The organism is Buttiauxella sp. S19-1 (assembly GCF_022134725.1).
Taxonomy (GTDB): domain Bacteria; phylum Pseudomonadota; class Gammaproteobacteria; order Enterobacterales; family Enterobacteriaceae; genus Buttiauxella; species Buttiauxella ferragutiae.
The window spans coordinates 1-18,830 of record NZ_JAHWLU010000095.1 but is presented as its reverse complement, the minus strand read 5'-3'; the positions used below and the strand labels follow the sequence as shown (position 1 = coordinate 18,830).

General features: G+C 51.9%; 23 protein-coding genes. All 23 read left to right on the top strand.

Features of this window, described 5'->3' with window-relative positions:
• Positions 1-493 precede the first annotated feature (493 nt).
• Complete coding sequence (gene csgB, locus MES37_RS18195; protein ID WP_064547973.1) at positions 494-949, top strand: curli minor subunit CsgB; 456 nt, start codon at positions 494-496, stop codon at positions 947-949.
• Between the two features lie 47 nt (positions 950-996).
• Positions 997-1,419, top strand: coding sequence for a curli major subunit CsgA (gene csgA / locus MES37_RS18190; protein WP_064547971.1), 423 nt, complete (start codon positions 997-999; stop codon positions 1,417-1,419).
• A 72-nt stretch (positions 1,420-1,491) separates the two neighbouring features.
• Positions 1,492-1,821 (top strand): curli assembly chaperone CsgC, encoded by a 330-nt coding sequence (csgC, locus tag MES37_RS18185; RefSeq protein WP_121813911.1) that lies wholly within the window; start codon positions 1,492-1,494, stop codon positions 1,819-1,821.
• A gap of 296 nt (positions 1,822-2,117) precedes the next feature.
• Positions 2,118-2,243, top strand: a complete 126-nt coding sequence (locus MES37_RS24760; RefSeq protein ID WP_255424168.1) for a hypothetical protein — start codon at positions 2,118-2,120, stop codon at positions 2,241-2,243.
• Between the two features lie 214 nt (positions 2,244-2,457).
• Positions 2,458-3,180 (top strand): beta-ketoacyl synthase chain length factor, encoded by a 723-nt coding sequence (locus MES37_RS18180; protein WP_237932276.1) that lies wholly within the window; start codon positions 2,458-2,460, stop codon positions 3,178-3,180.
• Positions 3,180-3,950, top strand: a complete 771-nt coding sequence (locus MES37_RS18175) for a lysophospholipid acyltransferase family protein (RefSeq protein ID WP_064547964.1) — start codon at positions 3,180-3,182, stop codon at positions 3,948-3,950. Before MES37_RS18180 ends, MES37_RS18175 begins: the two co-directional genes overlap by 1 nt.
• A 15-nt stretch (positions 3,951-3,965) precedes the next feature.
• The gene (locus MES37_RS18170) at positions 3,966-4,238 is read left to right on the top strand and encodes a phosphopantetheine-binding protein (RefSeq protein ID WP_237932274.1); all 273 of its coding nucleotides are present in this window, start codon (positions 3,966-3,968) and stop codon (positions 4,236-4,238) included.
• Positions 4,239-4,257: 19 nt separating this feature from the next.
• Entirely contained in the window at positions 4,258-4,506 is a 249-nt protein-coding gene (locus MES37_RS18165) for an acyl carrier protein (protein ID WP_064547960.1), read from the top strand.
• 3 nt (positions 4,507-4,509) lie between these two features.
• Positions 4,510-5,079 carry a hypothetical protein gene (locus tag MES37_RS18160; protein ID WP_064547958.1) on the top strand — a complete coding sequence of 190 codons (570 nt, stop codon included), beginning with the start codon at positions 4,510-4,512 and terminating at the stop codon, positions 5,077-5,079.
• Positions 5,072-6,394 (top strand): AMP-binding protein, encoded by a 1,323-nt coding sequence (locus MES37_RS18155; RefSeq protein WP_237932272.1) that lies wholly within the window; start codon positions 5,072-5,074, stop codon positions 6,392-6,394. The genes MES37_RS18160 and MES37_RS18155 overlap by 8 nt, the downstream gene beginning before the upstream one ends.
• Complete coding sequence (locus tag MES37_RS18150) at positions 6,381-6,731, top strand: ApeI family dehydratase (protein WP_064547954.1); 351 nt, start codon at positions 6,381-6,383, stop codon at positions 6,729-6,731. Before MES37_RS18155 ends, MES37_RS18150 begins: the two co-directional genes overlap by 14 nt.
• Complete coding sequence (locus tag MES37_RS18145) at positions 6,722-8,416, top strand: glycosyltransferase family 2 protein (protein ID WP_237932270.1); 1,695 nt, start codon at positions 6,722-6,724, stop codon at positions 8,414-8,416. Before MES37_RS18150 ends, MES37_RS18145 begins: the two co-directional genes overlap by 10 nt.
• Positions 8,410-8,835, top strand: a complete 426-nt coding sequence (locus tag MES37_RS18140; protein WP_064547949.1) for an acyl-CoA thioesterase — start codon at positions 8,410-8,412, stop codon at positions 8,833-8,835. The genes MES37_RS18145 and MES37_RS18140 overlap by 7 nt, the downstream gene beginning before the upstream one ends.
• Positions 8,828-9,433, top strand: a complete 606-nt coding sequence (locus tag MES37_RS18135; protein WP_133522694.1) for an outer membrane lipoprotein carrier protein LolA — start codon at positions 8,828-8,830, stop codon at positions 9,431-9,433. The genes MES37_RS18140 and MES37_RS18135 overlap by 8 nt, the downstream gene beginning before the upstream one ends.
• Entirely contained in the window at positions 9,405-11,735 is a 2,331-nt protein-coding gene (locus MES37_RS18130) for an MMPL family transporter (RefSeq protein WP_237932268.1), read from the top strand. The genes MES37_RS18135 and MES37_RS18130 overlap by 29 nt, the downstream gene beginning before the upstream one ends.
• Positions 11,735-12,310, top strand: coding sequence for a DUF3261 domain-containing protein (locus MES37_RS18125; protein ID WP_121813904.1), 576 nt, complete (start codon positions 11,735-11,737; stop codon positions 12,308-12,310). The genes MES37_RS18130 and MES37_RS18125 overlap by 1 nt, the downstream gene beginning before the upstream one ends.
• A 2-nt stretch (positions 12,311-12,312) precedes the next feature.
• Positions 12,313-13,485 carry a beta-ketoacyl-[acyl-carrier-protein] synthase family protein gene (locus tag MES37_RS18120; RefSeq protein ID WP_237932266.1) on the top strand — a complete coding sequence of 391 codons (1,173 nt, stop codon included), beginning with the start codon at positions 12,313-12,315 and terminating at the stop codon, positions 13,483-13,485.
• Positions 13,478-13,936 carry an ApeP family dehydratase gene (locus MES37_RS18115; RefSeq protein ID WP_121813902.1) on the top strand — a complete coding sequence of 153 codons (459 nt, stop codon included), beginning with the start codon at positions 13,478-13,480 and terminating at the stop codon, positions 13,934-13,936. Before MES37_RS18120 ends, MES37_RS18115 begins: the two co-directional genes overlap by 8 nt.
• Before the next feature lie 252 nt (positions 13,937-14,188).
• Positions 14,189-14,920, top strand: a complete 732-nt coding sequence (locus MES37_RS18110; RefSeq protein ID WP_133522689.1) for a 3-ketoacyl-ACP reductase FabG2 — start codon at positions 14,189-14,191, stop codon at positions 14,918-14,920.
• Positions 14,917-16,146 carry a beta-ketoacyl-ACP synthase gene (locus tag MES37_RS18105; protein ID WP_121813901.1) on the top strand — a complete coding sequence of 410 codons (1,230 nt, stop codon included), beginning with the start codon at positions 14,917-14,919 and terminating at the stop codon, positions 16,144-16,146. The genes MES37_RS18110 and MES37_RS18105 overlap by 4 nt, the downstream gene beginning before the upstream one ends.
• Positions 16,137-16,754 (top strand): 4'-phosphopantetheinyl transferase superfamily protein, encoded by a 618-nt coding sequence (locus MES37_RS18100; protein WP_237932263.1) that lies wholly within the window; start codon positions 16,137-16,139, stop codon positions 16,752-16,754. The genes MES37_RS18105 and MES37_RS18100 overlap by 10 nt, the downstream gene beginning before the upstream one ends.
• Before the next feature lie 48 nt (positions 16,755-16,802).
• Positions 16,803-17,327 carry an O-acetyl-ADP-ribose deacetylase gene (gene ymdB / locus MES37_RS18095; RefSeq protein ID WP_064547929.1) on the top strand — a complete coding sequence of 175 codons (525 nt, stop codon included), beginning with the start codon at positions 16,803-16,805 and terminating at the stop codon, positions 17,325-17,327.
• Positions 17,278-18,765 carry a phospholipase D family protein gene (locus MES37_RS18090; RefSeq protein WP_237932262.1) on the top strand — a complete coding sequence of 496 codons (1,488 nt, stop codon included), beginning with the start codon at positions 17,278-17,280 and terminating at the stop codon, positions 18,763-18,765. The genes ymdB and MES37_RS18090 overlap by 50 nt, the downstream gene beginning before the upstream one ends.
• Positions 18,766-18,830 lie beyond the last annotated feature (65 nt).

Sequence of the window (18,830 nt, the reverse complement as noted above, 5' to 3'; positions counted from 1 at the left end):
TATAAATTGCATAGTTTTAAAAATCATACAAATGATTGTATATAATTGAATTAAATCAAGTTTTTGATTTTTGTTTTGAGCGTGACTGGTCTTAACATATGTAAATAGTGAATGTTACATTGCGCGTTAGGATGATTCTTAAGGAAAATAATCTTCGTGACAGGGCCCCCTTAAAAATTGCCTGGAACGCCGCGGGAAACCCAACCAGGCGGCAAAATACAGTGTGGTTGGCGAGGCGGTTTAAAAGCTTGCAAGCTAATTAATATGATCAATCCTGAACCCTTTGTTGTATTTGATTTTTTTTATACGACTCATACTTTGTAATGAGTGGAAATATAAAAATACAACGTGCGGGTGAGATATTTTAAATGTTTCGCCAGACATACTCAGTTCCGTAACGCAGAAATAACTTTTCATCGTTAGCGTTAACAAAAGTAAATGTGTGATGTTTTAAGATGCAATTAGTAGATGTATTCAGGCCCAGGGTGACAACATGAAAAACAGATCGTTATTAGTGATGTTAGCATTGTTGGGTGCGCCTGGTTATGTTATTGCGAGTAATCCAGATCTTGCAAAATCAGAATATAACTTTGCGATTAACGAATTAAGTAGAGCATCGTTAAATCAGGCAGCAATAATTGGGCAACATGGCAACAATAATAATGCCAATGTTGACCAAAATGGAACCCGGCAAGTAGCACTGGTCTCTCAGACTGGGTCTGGGAACAGAGCTAACGTCGACCAATCAGGGAGTTATAACTTTGCTTATGTTGCGCAATCAGGCTACGGCAATGATGCAGATATACAGCAAACGTCATTTGGTAATGCCGCTCTTATTATTCAGCAAGGCTCGGGTAATAAGGCAAGCATTATTCAACAAGGCACACAGAAGTCGGCAGTTGTAGTTCAGAAACAGTCTCAAATGGCGGTACGCGTTATTCAACGATAATACACGACCATTTAGACTTACATTCTCAATACGATGGGGGCTTTACCATGAACTTTTTCAAAATCGCAGCATTAGCAGCAGTGGTTGTTTCAGGTAGCGCAATGGCAGTATTCCCACAATTCCCTAGCCATGGTCCAGATTCTACAATGAAAGTGTATCAGCAAGGTGCGGGTAACAACGTTACTGCGCTACAAGCTGATGCCAAAGATTCGACTGTTGATATCAAACAATATGGCGTGTCAAACGGCGCGAATGTTGGTCAGGGTGCTGACGATTCAACAATCACACTTCTGCAAGATGGTTTTGGAAACAATGCCACCATCGCTCAATGGAGTGCTGAAGATTCCACTATTGACGTGAAACAATATGGTGGACTGAATGGAGCAAATGTTAATCAAACTGCTAGTGATTCTTCCATTACGCTGACTCAAGCTGGCTTCAACAACCACGCTAACCTTCAGCAGCACTAACAGGTTTTCTGAACTATATAAAAACAGGGCCCTGGCCCTGTTTTTCTTTTTATAGTGGGAGAGGGAAGAAATATGCACACCTTATTATTGCTTGCCGCACTCAGTAATCAACTTACCTTTGATACCCAGCAACAAGGGGAAATCTACACTATTGTGCCAGTGGCGACCTTAACCGAGGATTGCCAATGTACCTTCAAAATGACGGCATTACGTTCAGGCTCTGGCGGGCAAACTAATAGCAGCCAGAGTAGCCATGTTTTTATCAAGGCCAATGAACCAGCCAAACTTTCACGCCTGAGCCTCAATATTTCTCCGGGAGACAGCGTGACGATTACTGTCACTATAACGGATGGAAAAGATATTCATCTTGAAAAACAGTGGGCATCACCAGGAAGCGTTTAATTAATTTCGCGGCAGGTAGAAATTCTTTCATCTATATACCAGGGTTTAACTGTAGTTCTGGTCACCTGGTGCCGATAACCCTCATATAACCTGGTTGAGGAGTTCCTGACGTGAAAATATCAAACCTAAGATGTTTCATGCTTTTGCCCATGCTTGCTCTCTGTGTCCCTTTACTTAACGCACATGCCAGCGATGGTGTGATTCATTTTCGGGGCTCTATAGTAGAGGCTCCCTGTACTTTTTCACAAAGAGAACAATCCGTTAAATTGTCCTGCACACAAGACGGAAAACCAGTGGTGCGAACAGTCGCATTCAACCAACTCAATAACTACAAACCTGATAACAACGTCCCGCTAACGACGCAAATTCATTATCTTGATCCCCAGCGCAAACTCGCCGTTCTGGAAGTGACCTACCGTTAAAATCCACGGCCTGCTGTTCCGCGGGCCAGAGGATTTATCTCAAGTATTTATTTAATCGCCTTTTTTGTTACAATTCTCAGCCGCTGGAGAAGCCATAGCGCACGAAATATCAAAACTTGAGCGAAAATTCTTAAAATTAAGACTTAGTTGATAGTCGGCAACTGTCCCGGGATTAAAATCTGTCGGGCGATTTAGATGAATATGGGTATCGAGCATGAAGTTAGCGTTTAACGTTGTCGACTGGCAGGCCCGAGCCCCTGGTTTATCTGAAACCGAGGAGTGGCAGGCATGGAGCCAAACCCCCGGCGCCGTTGATTTTTCAGCTCCGCTTGCAAAAAGCCGCTACTTACCGATGATGACGGCGCGTCGTTTGTCATCAGGAAGCCGTCTTGCCGTTGATTGTGCACTGGCAATATTGTCCCGACAGTCAGTTGATGCGCTGGTTTTTGCCAGCCGTCATGGTGAACTTGAAAGAAACTTTCGAATTTTAACTGCGCTGGCGGAACAAGAAAGCCTCTCGCCAACGGATTTTGCGATGTCGGTACACAACTCGTCAGTAGGTAATACCACCATTGCAGCCAAAAAAGCCCTGGTGTCATCGTCTGTTTCTGCGGGCTATGACTCATTTTCCCAGGCATTAATAGAAGTCACATCGCTGCATCATGCCGGGTATAAGCGCGTTTTGCTGGTCGATTTCGATGGTTTGATCCCCGAGTTTTATCACCCGCATTTGGCCGGTGACGTGGTCAATTTGCCATTTTCCGTTGCACTGTTATTGGAAAGTGGTTCGCAAATTCAATGCCAAACGACACCGAGTCCAATGAGCGAAGGGCAATTTTTACCGCAGGGACTGGCATTTTTGCACAGCTGGTTAAGCTCGCAGCCCACTTTTACTGTTGCCGGTGAACGCCTCGCCTGGTGCTGGAGCCGCTGCTAATGTGGGCGCGTTTGAAATGGGGCTGGCGGGTGCTTATGACCGGCTGGTTATTTGTTTTATTTGGTAGTGGTGGCCTGGTGCTGTCGCTGGTTTGGTTTAATTTACTACTATTATTTGTGCGTGATAATGGCAAGCGCCGTGAGATTGCACGTCGAAGCATTGCCGCCAGTTTCCGATTGTTTTTACGCATCGGACGCGGCCTCGGTGTGTTCGACTATCGCTTCGAAAATTGCGAGCAGTTAACAAACGATCATGGGTGTTTGATTGTTGCCAACCATCCGACGTTGTTGGATTACGTATTTATTGCTTCTCAGGCGCCGCATATTGGCTGCCTGGTGAAAGCCAGTTTGGTAAACAATCCCTGTTTTCGAGGCGTGATACGTGCAGCCGATTATCTGGTTAACAGTCAGGGCGAAACGTTACTTCCTGAAAGCCAGAAGCGTATGGCAGCAGGGGAGGCGATACTGATTTTCCCGGAAGGCACACGCACACGCCCAGGGGAACCGCTGGTTATCCAGCGCGGTGCGGCTAATATTGCGGTGCGCAGCGGATGTGAATTGCGGCTAGTGCATATTCATTGCGACCAGCGGTATCTCGATAAACACAGCCGCTGGTATCAGATCCCACAGCACAAGCCAATGATTACCGTGAGTGTCAAACAGCGGATCGACAGCCAGAGCTTTATGGTCAATTTAGACGATGCCCCAGGCTTAGCGGCGCGCCGTCTTAGCCAATATTTATGTCAGGAACTGGTTCCTGATTCTCGTTAAGACTCGGATGGTTATATGGAATCCTTAGAGACCGATATTAAACAACTCATTATCGATACTTTGAATCTCGAAGAGATAAGCGTTGATGAGATTGAAAGTGAGGCCGCGTTATTTGGTAATGACGGCCTTGGCCTTGATTCCATTGACGCACTGGAATTAGGACTGGCGGTTAAAAAACGTTATGGTGTGGTGTTATCCGCCGAAAACGAAGCGATGCGCGAACATTTTTATTCTGTCGCGAATCTCGCCGTATTTATTAAAAGTCAAAACCCTGCGCACAGCGCCTGATTGAAACCACGAGTACGTTATGAAGAAAGAAGATATTTATCAGGAAGTCACCGGGTTACTGGTTAAGTTATTTGAACTCTCTCCTGAACAAATCACTCCGCAATCTCGTTTATACGAAGATTTGGATCTCGATAGTATCGATGCTGTAGATATGGTTGTTCATCTACAAAAGCGCAGCGGTAAAAAAATTAAACCGGAAGATTTTAAATCGGTACGCACAGTACAGGATGTTGTAGACGCGGTTGAGCGTTTGCATAGCGAGCCGTAAAGCGTGCGGGCAAAACAAGCACTGACGATAGCGGGGGGGCTAGCCGTAATTGGTTGGCCCTTTGCCGTCTGGTTGGCGATCTCATACCCAAAATTACACATTTTGCTGCCGATCCTTGCGCTGTGTTTTGTGCTGCGTTTATGTGTGTTACGTGGAAAAACTGGTGCTTTAAGCCGGGCTTTTAAAGGTCTTGCGTGGGCTGGGGCGGTGTTATCACTCGCCAGTATCTGGATGCGAGAAGCGCAACTGCTACTGTGGTATCCGGTGGTCGTCAATGCGGTGATGCTGACCTTGTTTGGGTCATCATTGTTTACGACGATGTCGCTTATCGAACGCCTGGCGCGTTGGCGTGAAGGGGATCTGCCGCCTGCGGGCGTGCGTTACACCCGTCGTGTGACACAAGTTTGGTGCCTGTTCTTTATTTTTAACGGCAGTGTCGCCCTATGGACGTGCCTTGCGGGCAACATTCATTGGTGGACTCTATGGAATGGAATGGTGAGTTACCTGTTCATGGGCATGTTATTTGCTGCCGAATGGCTGGTCAGAGTGCGAGTGAAACGTCGCTATGAATAGCCCGTTAGCGCTGGCGCTCTGGCTTAATGGTAGCCGTCATCCGCAGCATGTGGTGGCGTTTGCCGGGCAGCAATGCTTCACGCAGAGCGATTTAATTAAAGATGTGCAGCGTATTTATGACTGGCTACAGCGCCAGCCTGGCCAGCGCTGGGCACTCTGTTTTGATAACAGTTATGACTTTATCGCTGCACTATTAGCGACGCTTCACGCGGGTAAAACACCGGTTTTACCAGGGCATAATCGTGAAGCCCAACTGCGTGAGCTGCAAGAACATTTTTGCGGCGTGCTCAGTGATACTCCGCTAAATCTCAGTTGCCCTGTGCTGAACCCGCAAACACTGAATTACTCCGCGTTCCAGCCGTTTGAACCGGTCCCCGAAGAGGCTGGCGTAGTGTTCTTTACCTCAGGTTCGACGGGGGAACCGGCACAAATCTACAAAACGCTGCGTGCACTGGATGAGGAAATTGCCTGGCTGGCGGCGCTGTGGGGCGATAGCCTGCGTGATTGTCGCGTAGTGGGGTCGGTGTCGCATCAGCACCTTTATGGTTTCACCTTCCGCGTGATGTTGCCGATGGCGCTTGGCCTGGCGGGAGATGCTGCGATGATTCACTTCCCGGAACAATTAGCGGCGCGTGCCTCACATCCATTGCTGTTTATCAGTAGCCCAGCATTTTTAAAACGGCTGGATATTAACCTTGCCGCACCGCAGTTCAAACGAGTGATTTCCGCTGCCGGGAAACTCGATGATGTTACGGCGCAACAGGCACTGGCCTGGCTGAAAACGCCAGTATCAGAAATTTACGGCACCACTGAAACCGGTGTGCTGGCGTGGCGTGAACATGTGCAGACTGCTCCGGAATGGCAAGCCTTTCCGGCGGTGCGGTTTACTCAACAAGACGATGTCTGGCACGTGGAATCACCCTTGATTCATCACCTTCACGGGCAACTCGACGATATTCTGGAATTTACCTCGCAAGGGCGGTTTCGTTTAATTGGCAGACGTGACCGCGTGGTTAAAATTGAAGAAAAACGTATCTCGCTGAGTGAAGTTGAGCGTCGATTATTGGCTTTGCCAGGTGTTGAAGAAGCGGTTGTGGTCCCGGTCACTCGAGGGAGTCGCATCGCACTTGGTGCCGTAGTGGTGGCACCCACAGCGCAAGGAGCCTGCAAGCAACAGTGGCGAGAAGCGCTCAGTGCCTGGCTTGAGCCAATCGCCATTCCGCGTTACTGGCGCATCGTCGAGCGCATCCCGCTCAATAGCCAGAGCAAGCGCGCGTGGACGCAATTACAGGAGTTATTTGATGAAACCCATTGAGTTACAGCGTGCGCAACCCGAAGCGGGCAAACTGTGTTTGCGGCTTGCGGTTCCGCCAACATTAGGTTGGTTTGCCGGGCATTTCCCCACACAACCGCTGTTACCTGGGGTCGCGCAACTCGATTGGGTGATGGCCTACGGTGCAGAACTTGCGCCGGATATGCGCTTTAGTGCGATTGATAACGTTAAATTCCAGCGCCCGATTGTTCCGCAAAGCGAACTGGAACTGAATCTGCAATGGGATGCTACGCGTAACGTGCTGAGTTTTTCCTACACCTTGTTGACCGAAGATGGCGGCATTCCGGCCAGCAGCGGGAAGATTAAATTATGCCCGTAACACCTGCGGCTTTTCGCCCCTGTGTGGTGATCCCGTGTTTTAACCACGGCGCGACGATGTCGGCGGTGCTGGCACGCCTGCAACCGTTTGGCCTGCCTTGCATTATTGTCGATGACGGCAGTGAACAAGCCACCAAACAGCAACTGGCAGAATTAACCGGCGTTACGCTTATCAGTCTTCCCACTAATCAGGGGAAGGGAGAGGCGGTGATTACCGGCCTGGAAGCGGCGACGCAGGCGGGTTTTACCCACGCAGTCCAGCTTGATGCCGACGGGCAACACTGCATAGAAGATGTGCCACGTTTTTTAGATGAAGCGCGAGCCCATCCCGAAAGCCTGATTTCCGGCACGCCGGAATACGACGAATCAGTACCAAAATCGCGCCTTTACGGGCGTTATGTCACGCATGTCTGGGTGTGGATTGAAACATTGTCGCTGTCATTAAAAGACAGTATGTGTGGATTTCGTGTCTATCCGCTGGCGGCCACGCTCGGGATTATTGAGAAACACCGTCCGGGTAAACGGATGGATTTCGATACCGAAATCATGGTGCGTTTGTATTGGGCGGGAACCGACAGCCGATTTTTGCGTACCAGGGTTATCTATCCAGCGGATGGTGTGTCGCACTTTGATGCGCTGCACGATAACTTGCGTATCTCCTGGATGCACACTCGGTTGTTTTTTGGCATGTTGCCGCGCATTCCGGCGTTGCTCACGCGCCGTCGCAAAGCTGCTCACTGGGCACAAATCCCCGAGCGTAAAGGGCTGGCGGGAATGCGTTTAATGCTCAACATTTACCAGCGCTTAGGGCGTCGGGCATTCAACGTCTTGCTTTATCCGGTGGTGGCGTGGATGTGGCTGAGCGGAAGCGCGCAGCGTAAAGCCTCACAGCAGTGGCTGGAACGCGTCAGGCAACAGGCAGAAAGCCAGCAAATAACCTTGCCACAAGGTTTAAATAGCTATCGCCATTTCTTACGTTTCGGGGATGCGATGCTCAATAAGATTGCGGCCTGGCGGGGTGATATTGTCTGGGGACGTGACATTGAATTTGCACCAAGCAGCCGTGAAGTTTTACAACCACAGGCCGGGCAGGGGAAGCTAATCCTTGCCGCTCATCTCGGTGACATCGAGGCCAGCCGCGCGCTGGCGCAAGTGGAGGCCGGGCTGATTATTAATGCGCTGGTATTTACTGACCATGCCCAACGTTTTCGTCAGATTATTGAAGAAATTGCCCCACAGGCGGCGGTGAACTTGCTCCCTGTCAGCCATATTGGGCCGCAGACAGCAATGTTATTACAAGACAAACTTGACGCTGGTGAATGGGTGGCGATTGTGGGTGACCGAATTGCGGTGAACTCGCAGCGCGGCGGGGAACGGCGCATCTGCTGGAGCCAGTTTATGGGCAGCCCCGCGCCATTTCCACAAGGCCCGTTTATCCTGGCTGCCGCATTACGATGCCCAGTCATTCTTATGATGGTATTGCGTGAGCAGGGCAAGTTGCGTATTCACGCCGAAAACTTTGCCGATCCGCTGTTGCTACCGCGAACCACACGCTCTCAGTCTCTACAAGACATCATTGATCGCTACGCGCAGCGCCTGGAATTTTACGCACTGCGTTCGCCACTAGACTGGTTTAATTTTTATGATTTCTGGCAGTTACCGCCAGAAAAGGAGTCCGGATGTTAAATGACCCACGTTTCTCTGTGGAGATCAGCATCAAAGTCCCATTCCATGATGTCGATGCAATGGGTGTGGTGTGGCACGGTAACTATTTCCGTTACTTTGAAGTGGCGCGTGAGGCGTTGCTTGGCCAATTTTCTTATGGCTATCGGGCGATGCAAGAGTCCGGTTACGTTTGGCCAGTGGTCGACACCCGCGTCAAATACCGTGATGTGGTGAAATTTGAACAGCAGATTTTGGTCCGCGCTACGGTACTGGAATACGAAAACCGTCTGAAAATCGGCTATGAAATTGTCGATGCGCAAAGTGGCAAACGCACCACCACGGGTTACACCATTCAGGTTGCTGTTTCGGCAACCAGCGGAGAGCTGTGTTTTGTTTCCCCTCCAGTACTTTTTGAACGTATGGGTTTGAGTCATGAATAAGATTTTTTTAATGGCCTTGCTGCTTATCAGCTTTACGGTGAGCGCCATCACACTTGATGATGTGCAGCGCAGTTTTGCCTCGCAGCCGGTGGTTCGGGCTAAATTCCAACAAGAACGGCAAATTAGCGGCATGGCGCAACCGCTCCATTCCAGCGGTGAAGTGTTGATCGCCAAAAGCAAAGGCTTGTGGTGGCAACAACAGCATCCTTTCCCGATGACGCTGGTGCTGGATGACAGCCATATGGCACAAAAGATGGGCACTCAGCCACCGCAAATCATCACCGCTGACAGCAACCCGCAAATGTTCCAGTTCAACCATTTGTTGCGTGCGCTATTCCAGGCTGATCGCAAAGTGCTCGATGAGAACTTTTCCAGCGTCTTTACCGACCAGGGCAAAGGCCAATGGCAGCTGGTATTAACGCCGACAACAACGCCGCTCGATAAGCTGTTTAGCACCATTACTTTGCAGGGCGATAAGTATCTGAAGCGCATTGCGTTGAACGATTTGCAGGGCGATTTCACTGAAATCATCTTTAGTAACCACCGACCAGAACCGCGAAAACTCACGAATGAAGAGCAGCAGCGCTTCGCTTTCTGACGTGTATCGTCGCCTGGCGTGGGGCTGGCTGGCGGTAGTCACCTTGCTGGTGGTGTTGCTTGCACTCTTGCTCCCCAGGGCGCGGCTCGACAGCAGCGTATTGTCGCTGCTGCCTGCCAGCAGCCTTGGGAAAGTCCCGCCGCAAATTGAGAACGGTTTTCTGCAACGTCTGGACAAACAGATGATGTGGATGGTCAGCCCCGGTAACCAACCGGATGCCGCTGCCGCGCAGTGGTGGCAAACACAACTGCAACAGCAACCGTTCCTGCAAAATGTGCAGGGGCCGATGGAGGCTAAAAGCCAGCAGGAGTGGGGGAAATTCTACTTCGAAAACCGCAATGGCCTACTGGATAACCAGACCCGCGTCCGTTTGCAAAATGGCGGTGAAGCTCAGGCGCAGTGGGTGTTATCGCAACTTTACTCGGCGTTTTCCGGCGTCAGCGGTAAAGAGCTGACTAACGATCCGCTGATGCTGGTGCGCGGTTCGCAACTGGCGCTGCAACAAACTGCCAGCCAAATGCGCCTGCAAAACGGCTGGCTGGTGGCGCGTGATAAACAAGGGCGCTACTGGTATTTGCTGCATGGCGAACTCAAGGGTTCCTCGTTTGATATGCAGCAAGGGCGTGTGGCAGTTGAACAACTGCGGGCTTTACAACAAAAGCTGAAATCACAATTCCCGGATGCACAGGTGATGTCGCGCGGCACCTTATTCTACAGTGATTACGCCAGCCAGCAGGCTAAGCATGATGTTTCAACGCTGGGTCTGGCAACGGTGATTGGCGTACTGCTGCTGGTGTTACTGGTGTTTCGTTCGCTGCGCCCATTACTGTTATGCGCCACGTCAGTTGCCATTGGTGCGCTGGCGGGTACGGCAATTACGCTGCTCTGCTTTGGCGAATTGCACCTGATGACGTTGGTGATGAGCATGAGCATCGTTGGTGTTTCGGCAGATTACACGCTCTATTACCTGACAGAACGTATGGTGCACGGCGCGCAAAATTCGCCGATCGCCAGTTTACGCAAAGTGCTTCCCGCGCTATTGCTGGCGCTGGCGACGACGGCGATCGCTTATCTCATTATGATCCTCGCGCCATTCCCTGGCATTCGTCAGCTTGCAGTGTTCGCCGCCAGTGGGTTAATCGCCTCTTGTCTGACGGTGGTGTGCTGGTATCCGTTTGCGGTGCGCGGTTTGCCCGTCAGACCGGTGCCTTGTAGCAGGTTGCTTAACGGTTGGTTGAATGCGTGGCAAAACAATAAAGCGGTGCGTTTTGGCATACCACTGGCGTTGCTGTTCATTAGCCTCGCCGGAATAGTTTCATTAAAAATTAACGATGACATTGCCAGCTTCCAGGCGTTGCCGCAGGATCTGGTGCGTGAAGAACAGGCGATTACCGCGCTGACCGGGCAGGGCATGGATCAAAAATGGTTTGTGGTTTATGGCGATACAGCCGAACAAACCTTGCAGCGCCTCGAAAAGCTGGCCCCAGTCCTGGCAAGCGCGCAAAAGAATAAACTTATCGACAGTTATCGACTGATCCCGCTCGCCTCGCTTGAACAGCAACAGGCGGATTTGCGATTGCTGCGCGAAGCCGCGCCGGTTTTACAAAAACGCCTCGCCGAAAGCGGGATTACCGTCAGTGCGCCCAATCTGCAACAAATGGCGGTGACGCCTGAACTCTGGCAAAAAAGTGTTATTAGCAGTGGCTGGCGCTTGTTGTGGCTCACATTGCCGGACGGTAAAAGTGGCGCGCTGGTGCCGGTCAGTGGGGTTCGTGATAGCGCGGCACTGGCGGGGTTGGCGGCAAAACTGCCGGGCGTCAGTTGGGTTGACAGAAAAGTGATGTTCAATGAATTGTTCAGCCATTTCCGCAGTTTATTAGCGGGGCTGTTGGCTGCCGCAGTGGCCGCGATTGCGTTGAGTTATGTGCTGCGTCTCGGCGTAAAACGTGGCCTGCTGAGTGTGGTGCCTTCGCTGTTATCACTCGGCGGTGGCCTTGCTGCTCTGGCGTTTAGCGGCCACGCACTGAATCTGTTTTCGTTGCTGGCGTTGGTGCTGGTTCTGGGCATCGGCATCAATTACACCCTGTTCTTTAGTAATCCGCGTGGGACTGCGCTTACGTCGTTGCTCGCCATCAGCGTGGCCTTGCTGACCACACTTTTCACCTTAGGAATGCTGGTGTTTAGCCAGACACAAGCCATTGCCAGTTTCGGTATTGTGTTGAGCTGCGGGATCTTCTGCGCATTTTTAACCGCACCACTAGCCTTGCCCCCATCCACCCAGGGAAAGGGAAAGAGAGAATAATGAAAAAATTACCGATATTGGCCTTACTGTTGGGCACATTTTTACTTAGCGCGTGCAGCACGCCAAAACCTGATAACTCCCGTCCGCAAGCCTGGTTAAAACCGGGCACCCTGGTGACGCTACCCGCGCCGGGGATTTCGCCGTCAATCACCGAACAACAGCTGCTGAGCGCCCAGGTCAAAGGTAAAACGCAGTCGCTGATGGTGCTGCTGAATGCCGACCAGCAAAAAGTGATGCTGGCAGGTTTATCACCTTTAGGGATCCGTTTATTCCGCCTGACCTACGATCAAACAGGGGTTAAAACCGAGCAGTCGATTACGTTGCCGGAATTACCGCCAGCCAGCCAGGTGCTTGCCGATATTATGTTGAGCTACTGGCCGATAAGCGCCTGGCAGCCGCAACTCCCTGCGGGGTGGACGCTAAAAGATATCGATTCACGACGTGAATTACGTGACGACCAGGGTGAAATCATCGAAACGATCGATTACCTGACCCGTGACGGAAACCGCCAGCCAGTCAGCGTGCGTCACCATCGTTTCGGTTATGTCATCAGCATTCAGCACCTGGAAAACTAATCATGATTACTTTAACGGCTGCCGGAATGGTCAATGCGTTAGGCAATAACCTTGCCGAAATCGCCGAAAATTTGCAGGCTAACACTGCACCTGGCATGGTGCCGGATACCGACGGTTGGTTGCAGCAAGGCGAATGTTGGGTCGGGCGTGTTACCGGCGAGTTACCGGAAATCCCGCCAGACATGGTGCAATACCACAGCCGTAACAACCGCTTGTTGCTGGCGGCACTGGCGCAAATTCGCCCACAGGTAGATGAAGCGATTGTGTGTTACGGCAACGAACGTGTGGCGGTAGTGCTGGGGACCAGTACGTCCGGGCTGGATGAAGGTGACCGCATGGTGAGCGGCACTCATGCGGGCAAACCGCCTGCGTCTTATCGTTATGGTCAGCAAGAACTTGGCGATCCTTCGCGTTTTCTCAGTGATTATCTGCAACTGTTTGGCCCAGCGTTGACGGTTTCAACCGCCTGTTCTTCAAGCGCGCGTGCCATTATTACCGGCCAACGGCTGATTGAATCCGGCATGGTCGATGCGGCGATTGTCGGCGGGGCAGATACCCTCAGCCGCATGCCGGTTAACGGCTTTAACAGCCTGGAATCGTTGAGCAGCAGGCGCTGTAAACCTTTTAGTGCTGCACGCAACGGCATCACTATCGGTGAGGCCGGAGCGCTGATTTTGCTGACCAAAGAACCGGGCAAAGTACAACTGCTGGGCGTGGGCGAATCGTCAGATGCCTGGCATATGTCGGCTCCACATCCGGAAGGCGTGGGCGCGATTCGCGCCATAGAAATGGCGCTGCGTGAGGCTGAACTCACGGCACAAGACATTGGCTATATTAATATGCACGGCACCGCCACGCGTCTTAATGACGAAATCGAAGCCAAAGTGGTGAATCAACTGTTCGGCGAAAGCGTTCCTTGCAGCTCGACAAAACATCTGACCGGCCACACGTTAGGTGCGGCTGGAGCCTGTGAAGCGGTGCTCTGCTATTTACTGTTATCGCAAGGGCTGAGGCTGCCAGCACAGGACTTCACTGATGCGCATCAAGACCTCACCCTTGCGCCTTGTGGTTTACTCAGCGCACCTCAGCCATTTACCAAACCAATAATGTTGTCGAACTCATTTGCTTTTGGCGGTAACAATGCCAGCCTGATTTTTGGAGTATCTCATGACTGATTTTCTTGCCCCGCACCACTATTTGCCGCACGAAGCACCCATGTGCCTGCTGGAGTCGGTAGTGGCGGTGGAACAAGAAAGTGCCCATTGTCGGGTCACGGTCAGCCACCATGGGGTACTGGCACCGTTTCTCGATGCGCAGGGGAATTTACCTGGCTGGTTTGCCATCGAGCTTATCGCGCAGACGGTAGGGGTGTGGTCTGGCTGGCACGCCATGAATAACGGCGAAGAAGCCAGCCGTGTTGGGATGCTGCTGGGGGGGCGAGGGTTGCGCTGCCCAGCCGGGTATCTTGCGCAAGGTTTGCAGTTGGAATGTCATGTCACGTTACTAATGCGTGATGAAAAAATTGGTAGTTTTGAAGGACAAATTCTCGCGGACGGTAACGTACTGGCGAGCGGGCGGGTCAATACCTATCAGCCTGATAATAATGAATTAGAGAAGTTTTTTTAAAGGAGTTTTTTTGTAGGTCGGGCAAGCGCAGCGCACCCGACAACGCGGATGAAAATGGTGGATGACGCTGACGCTTATCCACCCTACGAAACTTATAATAATGAGTCATACCCAAAATAATTCGAGTTGCATCGCGGCGGCAAGAGAACAAGTCCCGATGAGCTTACATAAGTAAGTGATTCGGGCGAGTGAGCGCAGGCAACAAAGAGGCAGCTTGAAGTATGACGGGTATTTTAATGGGATAGCAGCAAGATGACACAGACGGTATTAGTAACCGGTGCCAGCAAGGGGATCGGCAAGGCGATTGCCTGTGGGCTGGCGGCCGACGGATTTGCCGTGGTGGTGCACTACCATCGCGACGAAGCGGGCGCACAACAAACGCTCGAGCAAATAACGGCTCAGGGTGGAACGGGGCGCGTCATGCAGTTCGATAGCGCAGACCGCGAGCAATGCCGTAGTGTGATTGAAGCGGACATCGAAGCTCACGGTGCTTACTGGGGCGTGGTTAACAACGCTGGTATCACGCGTGACGGCGCATTTCCCGCATTAACTGATGATGATTGGGACGGCGTAATCCGCACCAATCTCGATAGTTTTTACAACGTGATTCAGCCGTGTGTGATGCCGATGATTGGCCTGCGTGCGGGAGGGCGAATCATCACGCTCTCTTCGGTTTCGGGCCTGATGGGCAACCGTGGGCAAGTGAATTACAGTGCCGCAAAAGCGGGCATTATTGGTGCCACAAAAGCGCTGGCAATTGAACTGGCGAAACGCAAAATCACCGTGAATTGCATAGCACCTGGTCTGATTGATACCGGCATGATTGAAATGGAAGTGGCCGCGCTCAACGAAGCCATGCGCCTGATTCCACTCCAGCGCATGGGCCAGCCAGAAGAAGTGGCTGGGCTTGCACGTTATTTGATGTCGCCAGTGGCCGCTTACGTCACACGCCAGGTTATCTCCATCAACGGAGGCATGTTGTGATTCGCCGGGTGGTGGTTACCGGAATGGGCGGTGTGACGGCATTTGGCGATAACTGGCAGGATGTGGCTGCGGGGCTGAAGTCCGGCCAGAATGCAGTGCGCAACATGCCAGAATGGCAAATCTACGATGGGCTAAACACCATGCTCGGCGCGCCGATAGATAATTTCACGCTCCCCGAACACTACACGCGTAAGCGTATTCGGGCGATGGGACGCGTTTCTTTGCTCGCGACTCGAGCCACTGAACTGGCATTAACCCAGGCCGGTTTACTCGACGATCCGATTTTAACTTGCGGTGAAACGGGGATAGCTTACGGTTCATCCACCGGCAGTACGGGGCCAGTGAGTGAATTCGCCACCATGCTGACCGAAAAGCACACGCGTAATATTACCGGCACCACTTACGTCCAGATGATGCCGCATACCGCTGCGGTGAATACCGGATTGTTCTTCGGTTTACGTGGCCGAGTGATCCCGACCTCAAGTGCGTGTACATCAGGCAGCCAGGCAATTGGTTATGCCTGGGAAGCTATTCGTCACGGCTACCAGACGGTCATGGTCGCGGGAGGTGCTGAGGAGTTATGTCCTTCGGAAGCGGCGGTGTTTGACACGTTGTTTGCAACCAGCCAACGCAATGACCAGCCAAAGAGCACGCCATCACCGTTTGATAAGCAACGTGATGGTCTGGTGATTGGCGAAGGTGCGGGGACATTGATCCTCGAGGATCTGGATCATGCACTGGCGCGTGGTGCCACCATTTATGCCGAGATCGTCGGGTTCCATACCAATTGCGATGCGGCACATATCACCCAGCCACAGAAAGAAACCATGCAGATTTGTATTGAACGCGGTCTGTATTCGGCGGGGCTTGAGGCCCGCGACATTGGCTATGTCAATGCGCATGGCACGGCAACTGACCGTGGTGACATTGCGGAAAGCCAGGCGACGGCGGCAATTTTCGGCACTAATACGCCAATCTCTTCGCTGAAAAGCTATCTGGGTCATACGCTTGGCGCGTGTGGTGCGCTGGAAGCCTGGATGAGTATCGAAATGATGCGTGAAGGCTGGTTTGCCGAAACGCTGAATTTGATTCAGCCGGACGAGGCGTGTGGTGAACTGGATTACATCATGGGTGAAGCGCGCAAAATCGAGACTGAATTTGTGCAGAGCAATAATTTTGCCTTTGGTGGCATTAACACTTCACTGGTGATGCGACGTTGGCGGTAAACGATTATCAGCTGGCGTTCGGCGAGGTGGCGTGTGTATTGAATGACGCGTCCACTTCGCGTTGGCTGTCGCCTGAACTGTTACAGGATGCGCCAGTGGGCCACCGTCGCGCAGACTGGATTGCTGCGAGGATCCTGCTGGCGATGCTGCTCAATGACGGTCCTTTGCCCAAACTAGCCCGCGCAACACAAGGTAAACCTTATCATCCATCGCTCCCCGAATTTAACATCAGTAACCATGCGTCCCGCGTTGCGGTGCTGGTGGGTAGTGGGGAAGTTGGTTGTGATGTTGAGCAAATCCGCCCACGGTCGCGTTTTATGGCGATTGCCCGTTACAGTTTTGCCGCGCATTTGTGTGACTGGCTGGAATCTCTGTCGGAAGTTGAGCAAATCGTGCAGTTCTGGCGTATCTGGACGGCACACGAAGCGGTGCTTAAACAGCGAGGCGGGACTGTCTGGCAAATGAGCCAGCTGGAGCTGCCATTACACACACTTTGCCCGCCAGGCCGCTTTTTGCAGCATGTCACCGTGGACGAGTCGCTGATCGCTTGTTGCGGTGAACAGCCATTTCCTGACGATTTCTCTCCTCAACTTCTTATTAGGAAGTGATGTACGCCTGATTTAGACTACTCTCAAAGACTAACTGGAGATTTCCTGATGAGCGAAAGAATGTCGGTGATACAAGGTGATATCACCCATGCTGAGGTTGATGTAATCGTCAATGCAGCGAATTCATCCTTGCTAGGTGGCGGTGGTGTTGATGGTGCCATTCATCGCGCGGCAGGGCCTGCACTATTGGCGGCCTGCAAAGTGATTCGCCAACAGCAAGGTGAATGCCCCCCCGGGCATGCCGTGATTACCGAAGCCGGAAACATCCCCGTTAAAGCTGTGATCCACGCCGTTGGCCCGGTGTGGCAGGGTGGTGAAAATCACGAAGCTGAATTGCTTGAACAAACCTATCGCAACTGTCTCGATTTGGCTGCTGCCAATGGTTACCGCACTATCGCGTTTCCAGCCATTAGCACCGGCGCGTACGCTTTCCCAAAAGAGCTAGCCGCAAAAATAGCCGTCGATACGGTTTATCGATATATCGGTCTGCGCCCGCTGCCTGAACAAGTGGTTTTCGTCTGTTTTGATGACGAAAATACCCGTATTTACCAGCAACTGCTTGCCCAACTCTAACGTGAAGAACCCTCACGCTACCCGCCTTGGGAAAGCGATTATCCCGGCGCTTGCTGAGCATCCTGGCGTGAGCGGTATTCATCCTCTTGCGGATAGCCTTGATGCGTTTGCAGCGCGTTATCTGTTGTGCGGCATGGCGGAAAATACCCTCGATGTGCAGTACTACATCTGGCAGGACGATATGTCCGGGCGGTTGTTGTTTAGCGCGTTGCTGGCTGCGGCCGACCGTGGAGTGAGAGTCAGACTGTTGCTGGATGATAATAACACCAACGGGCTGGATGATATTTTAGAGCTGCTTAATTCCCATCCTCAGATTGAAGTTCGCCTGTTTAATCCCTTTTCATTTCGCTTGTTTCGCGCCATCGGTTATCTGACTGATTTTGCCCGCCTGAACCGCCGCATGCACAACAAGTCCTTCACCGTTGATGGTGAAACGACGATTGTTGGTGGGCGTAATGTTGGCGATGCTTATTTTGGTGTCGGTAAACAGCCGTTGTTTTCAGATTTAGACGTGCTGGCGATTGGCCCGGTGGTTGCAGAAGTCAGTCAGGATTTTCAGCGCTATTGGGAAAGCCAGTGTGTTTCGACGCTGGCAAAGGTGCTGGATGTTGACGCCGGGGTGTTACAGCAACGGGTACAACTGCCAGACGACTGGCGCAACGACCCAAAAGCTCGGCGCTATCTGGATCGCCTGACCACCAGCCAGTTTGCGACGGATCTTGTGGCTCGCAGGTTAAATATGTACTGGGCTCAGACCCGTTTGCTGAGTGATGACCCGCGTAAGGGGCAGGGAAGGGCGCATCATCACACCTTGTTACCGCAACGTCTGATCAACGTGATTGGCCTGCCAAAGCAGGAAATAGACATAATTTCTGCCTATTTTGTCCCGACTCGCGCCGGCATCGCGCAAATTCTCGGGTTGGTGCGTAAAGGGGTGAAAATCGCCATTCTCACTAATTCGCTGGCGGCCAATGATGTGGCGGTAGTACATGCCGGATATGCCCGCTGGCGTAAGAAACTGTTACGCCACGGTGTCGCGCTGTATGAACTAAAGCCAGAAAACAATAGCCCCCGCAGGCCGCGAGACAGGGGGTTAACCGGTAATTCTGGCTCCAGCCTGCATGCCAAAACCTTCAGCGTCGATAAGCAGAAAGTGTTTATCGGTTCATTCAATTTTGACCCACGCTCGGCGATGTTGAATACCGAAATGGGCTTCGTGATTGAAAGCGCCGCACTCGCGGAAGATATTCACCAGCGTTTTACCCAGAGCCAGAAAGAGGCCGCCTGGGCATTACGTCTGGACAAATGGGGGCGGGTGAATTGGGTAGAAAATCGTGATGGCAAAGAGATTATCTGGAAGAAAGAACCGCACACCCGTTTTTGGCAACGGGTGTTGGTGAGACTGGTTTATCGGTTACCTATTGAATGGTTGCTCTAAAGTCTCTGTCGGCGGCGCTTCGCTTGTCCGACCTACGAAGGGAAGTTGTAGGGGGGATAAGCGCC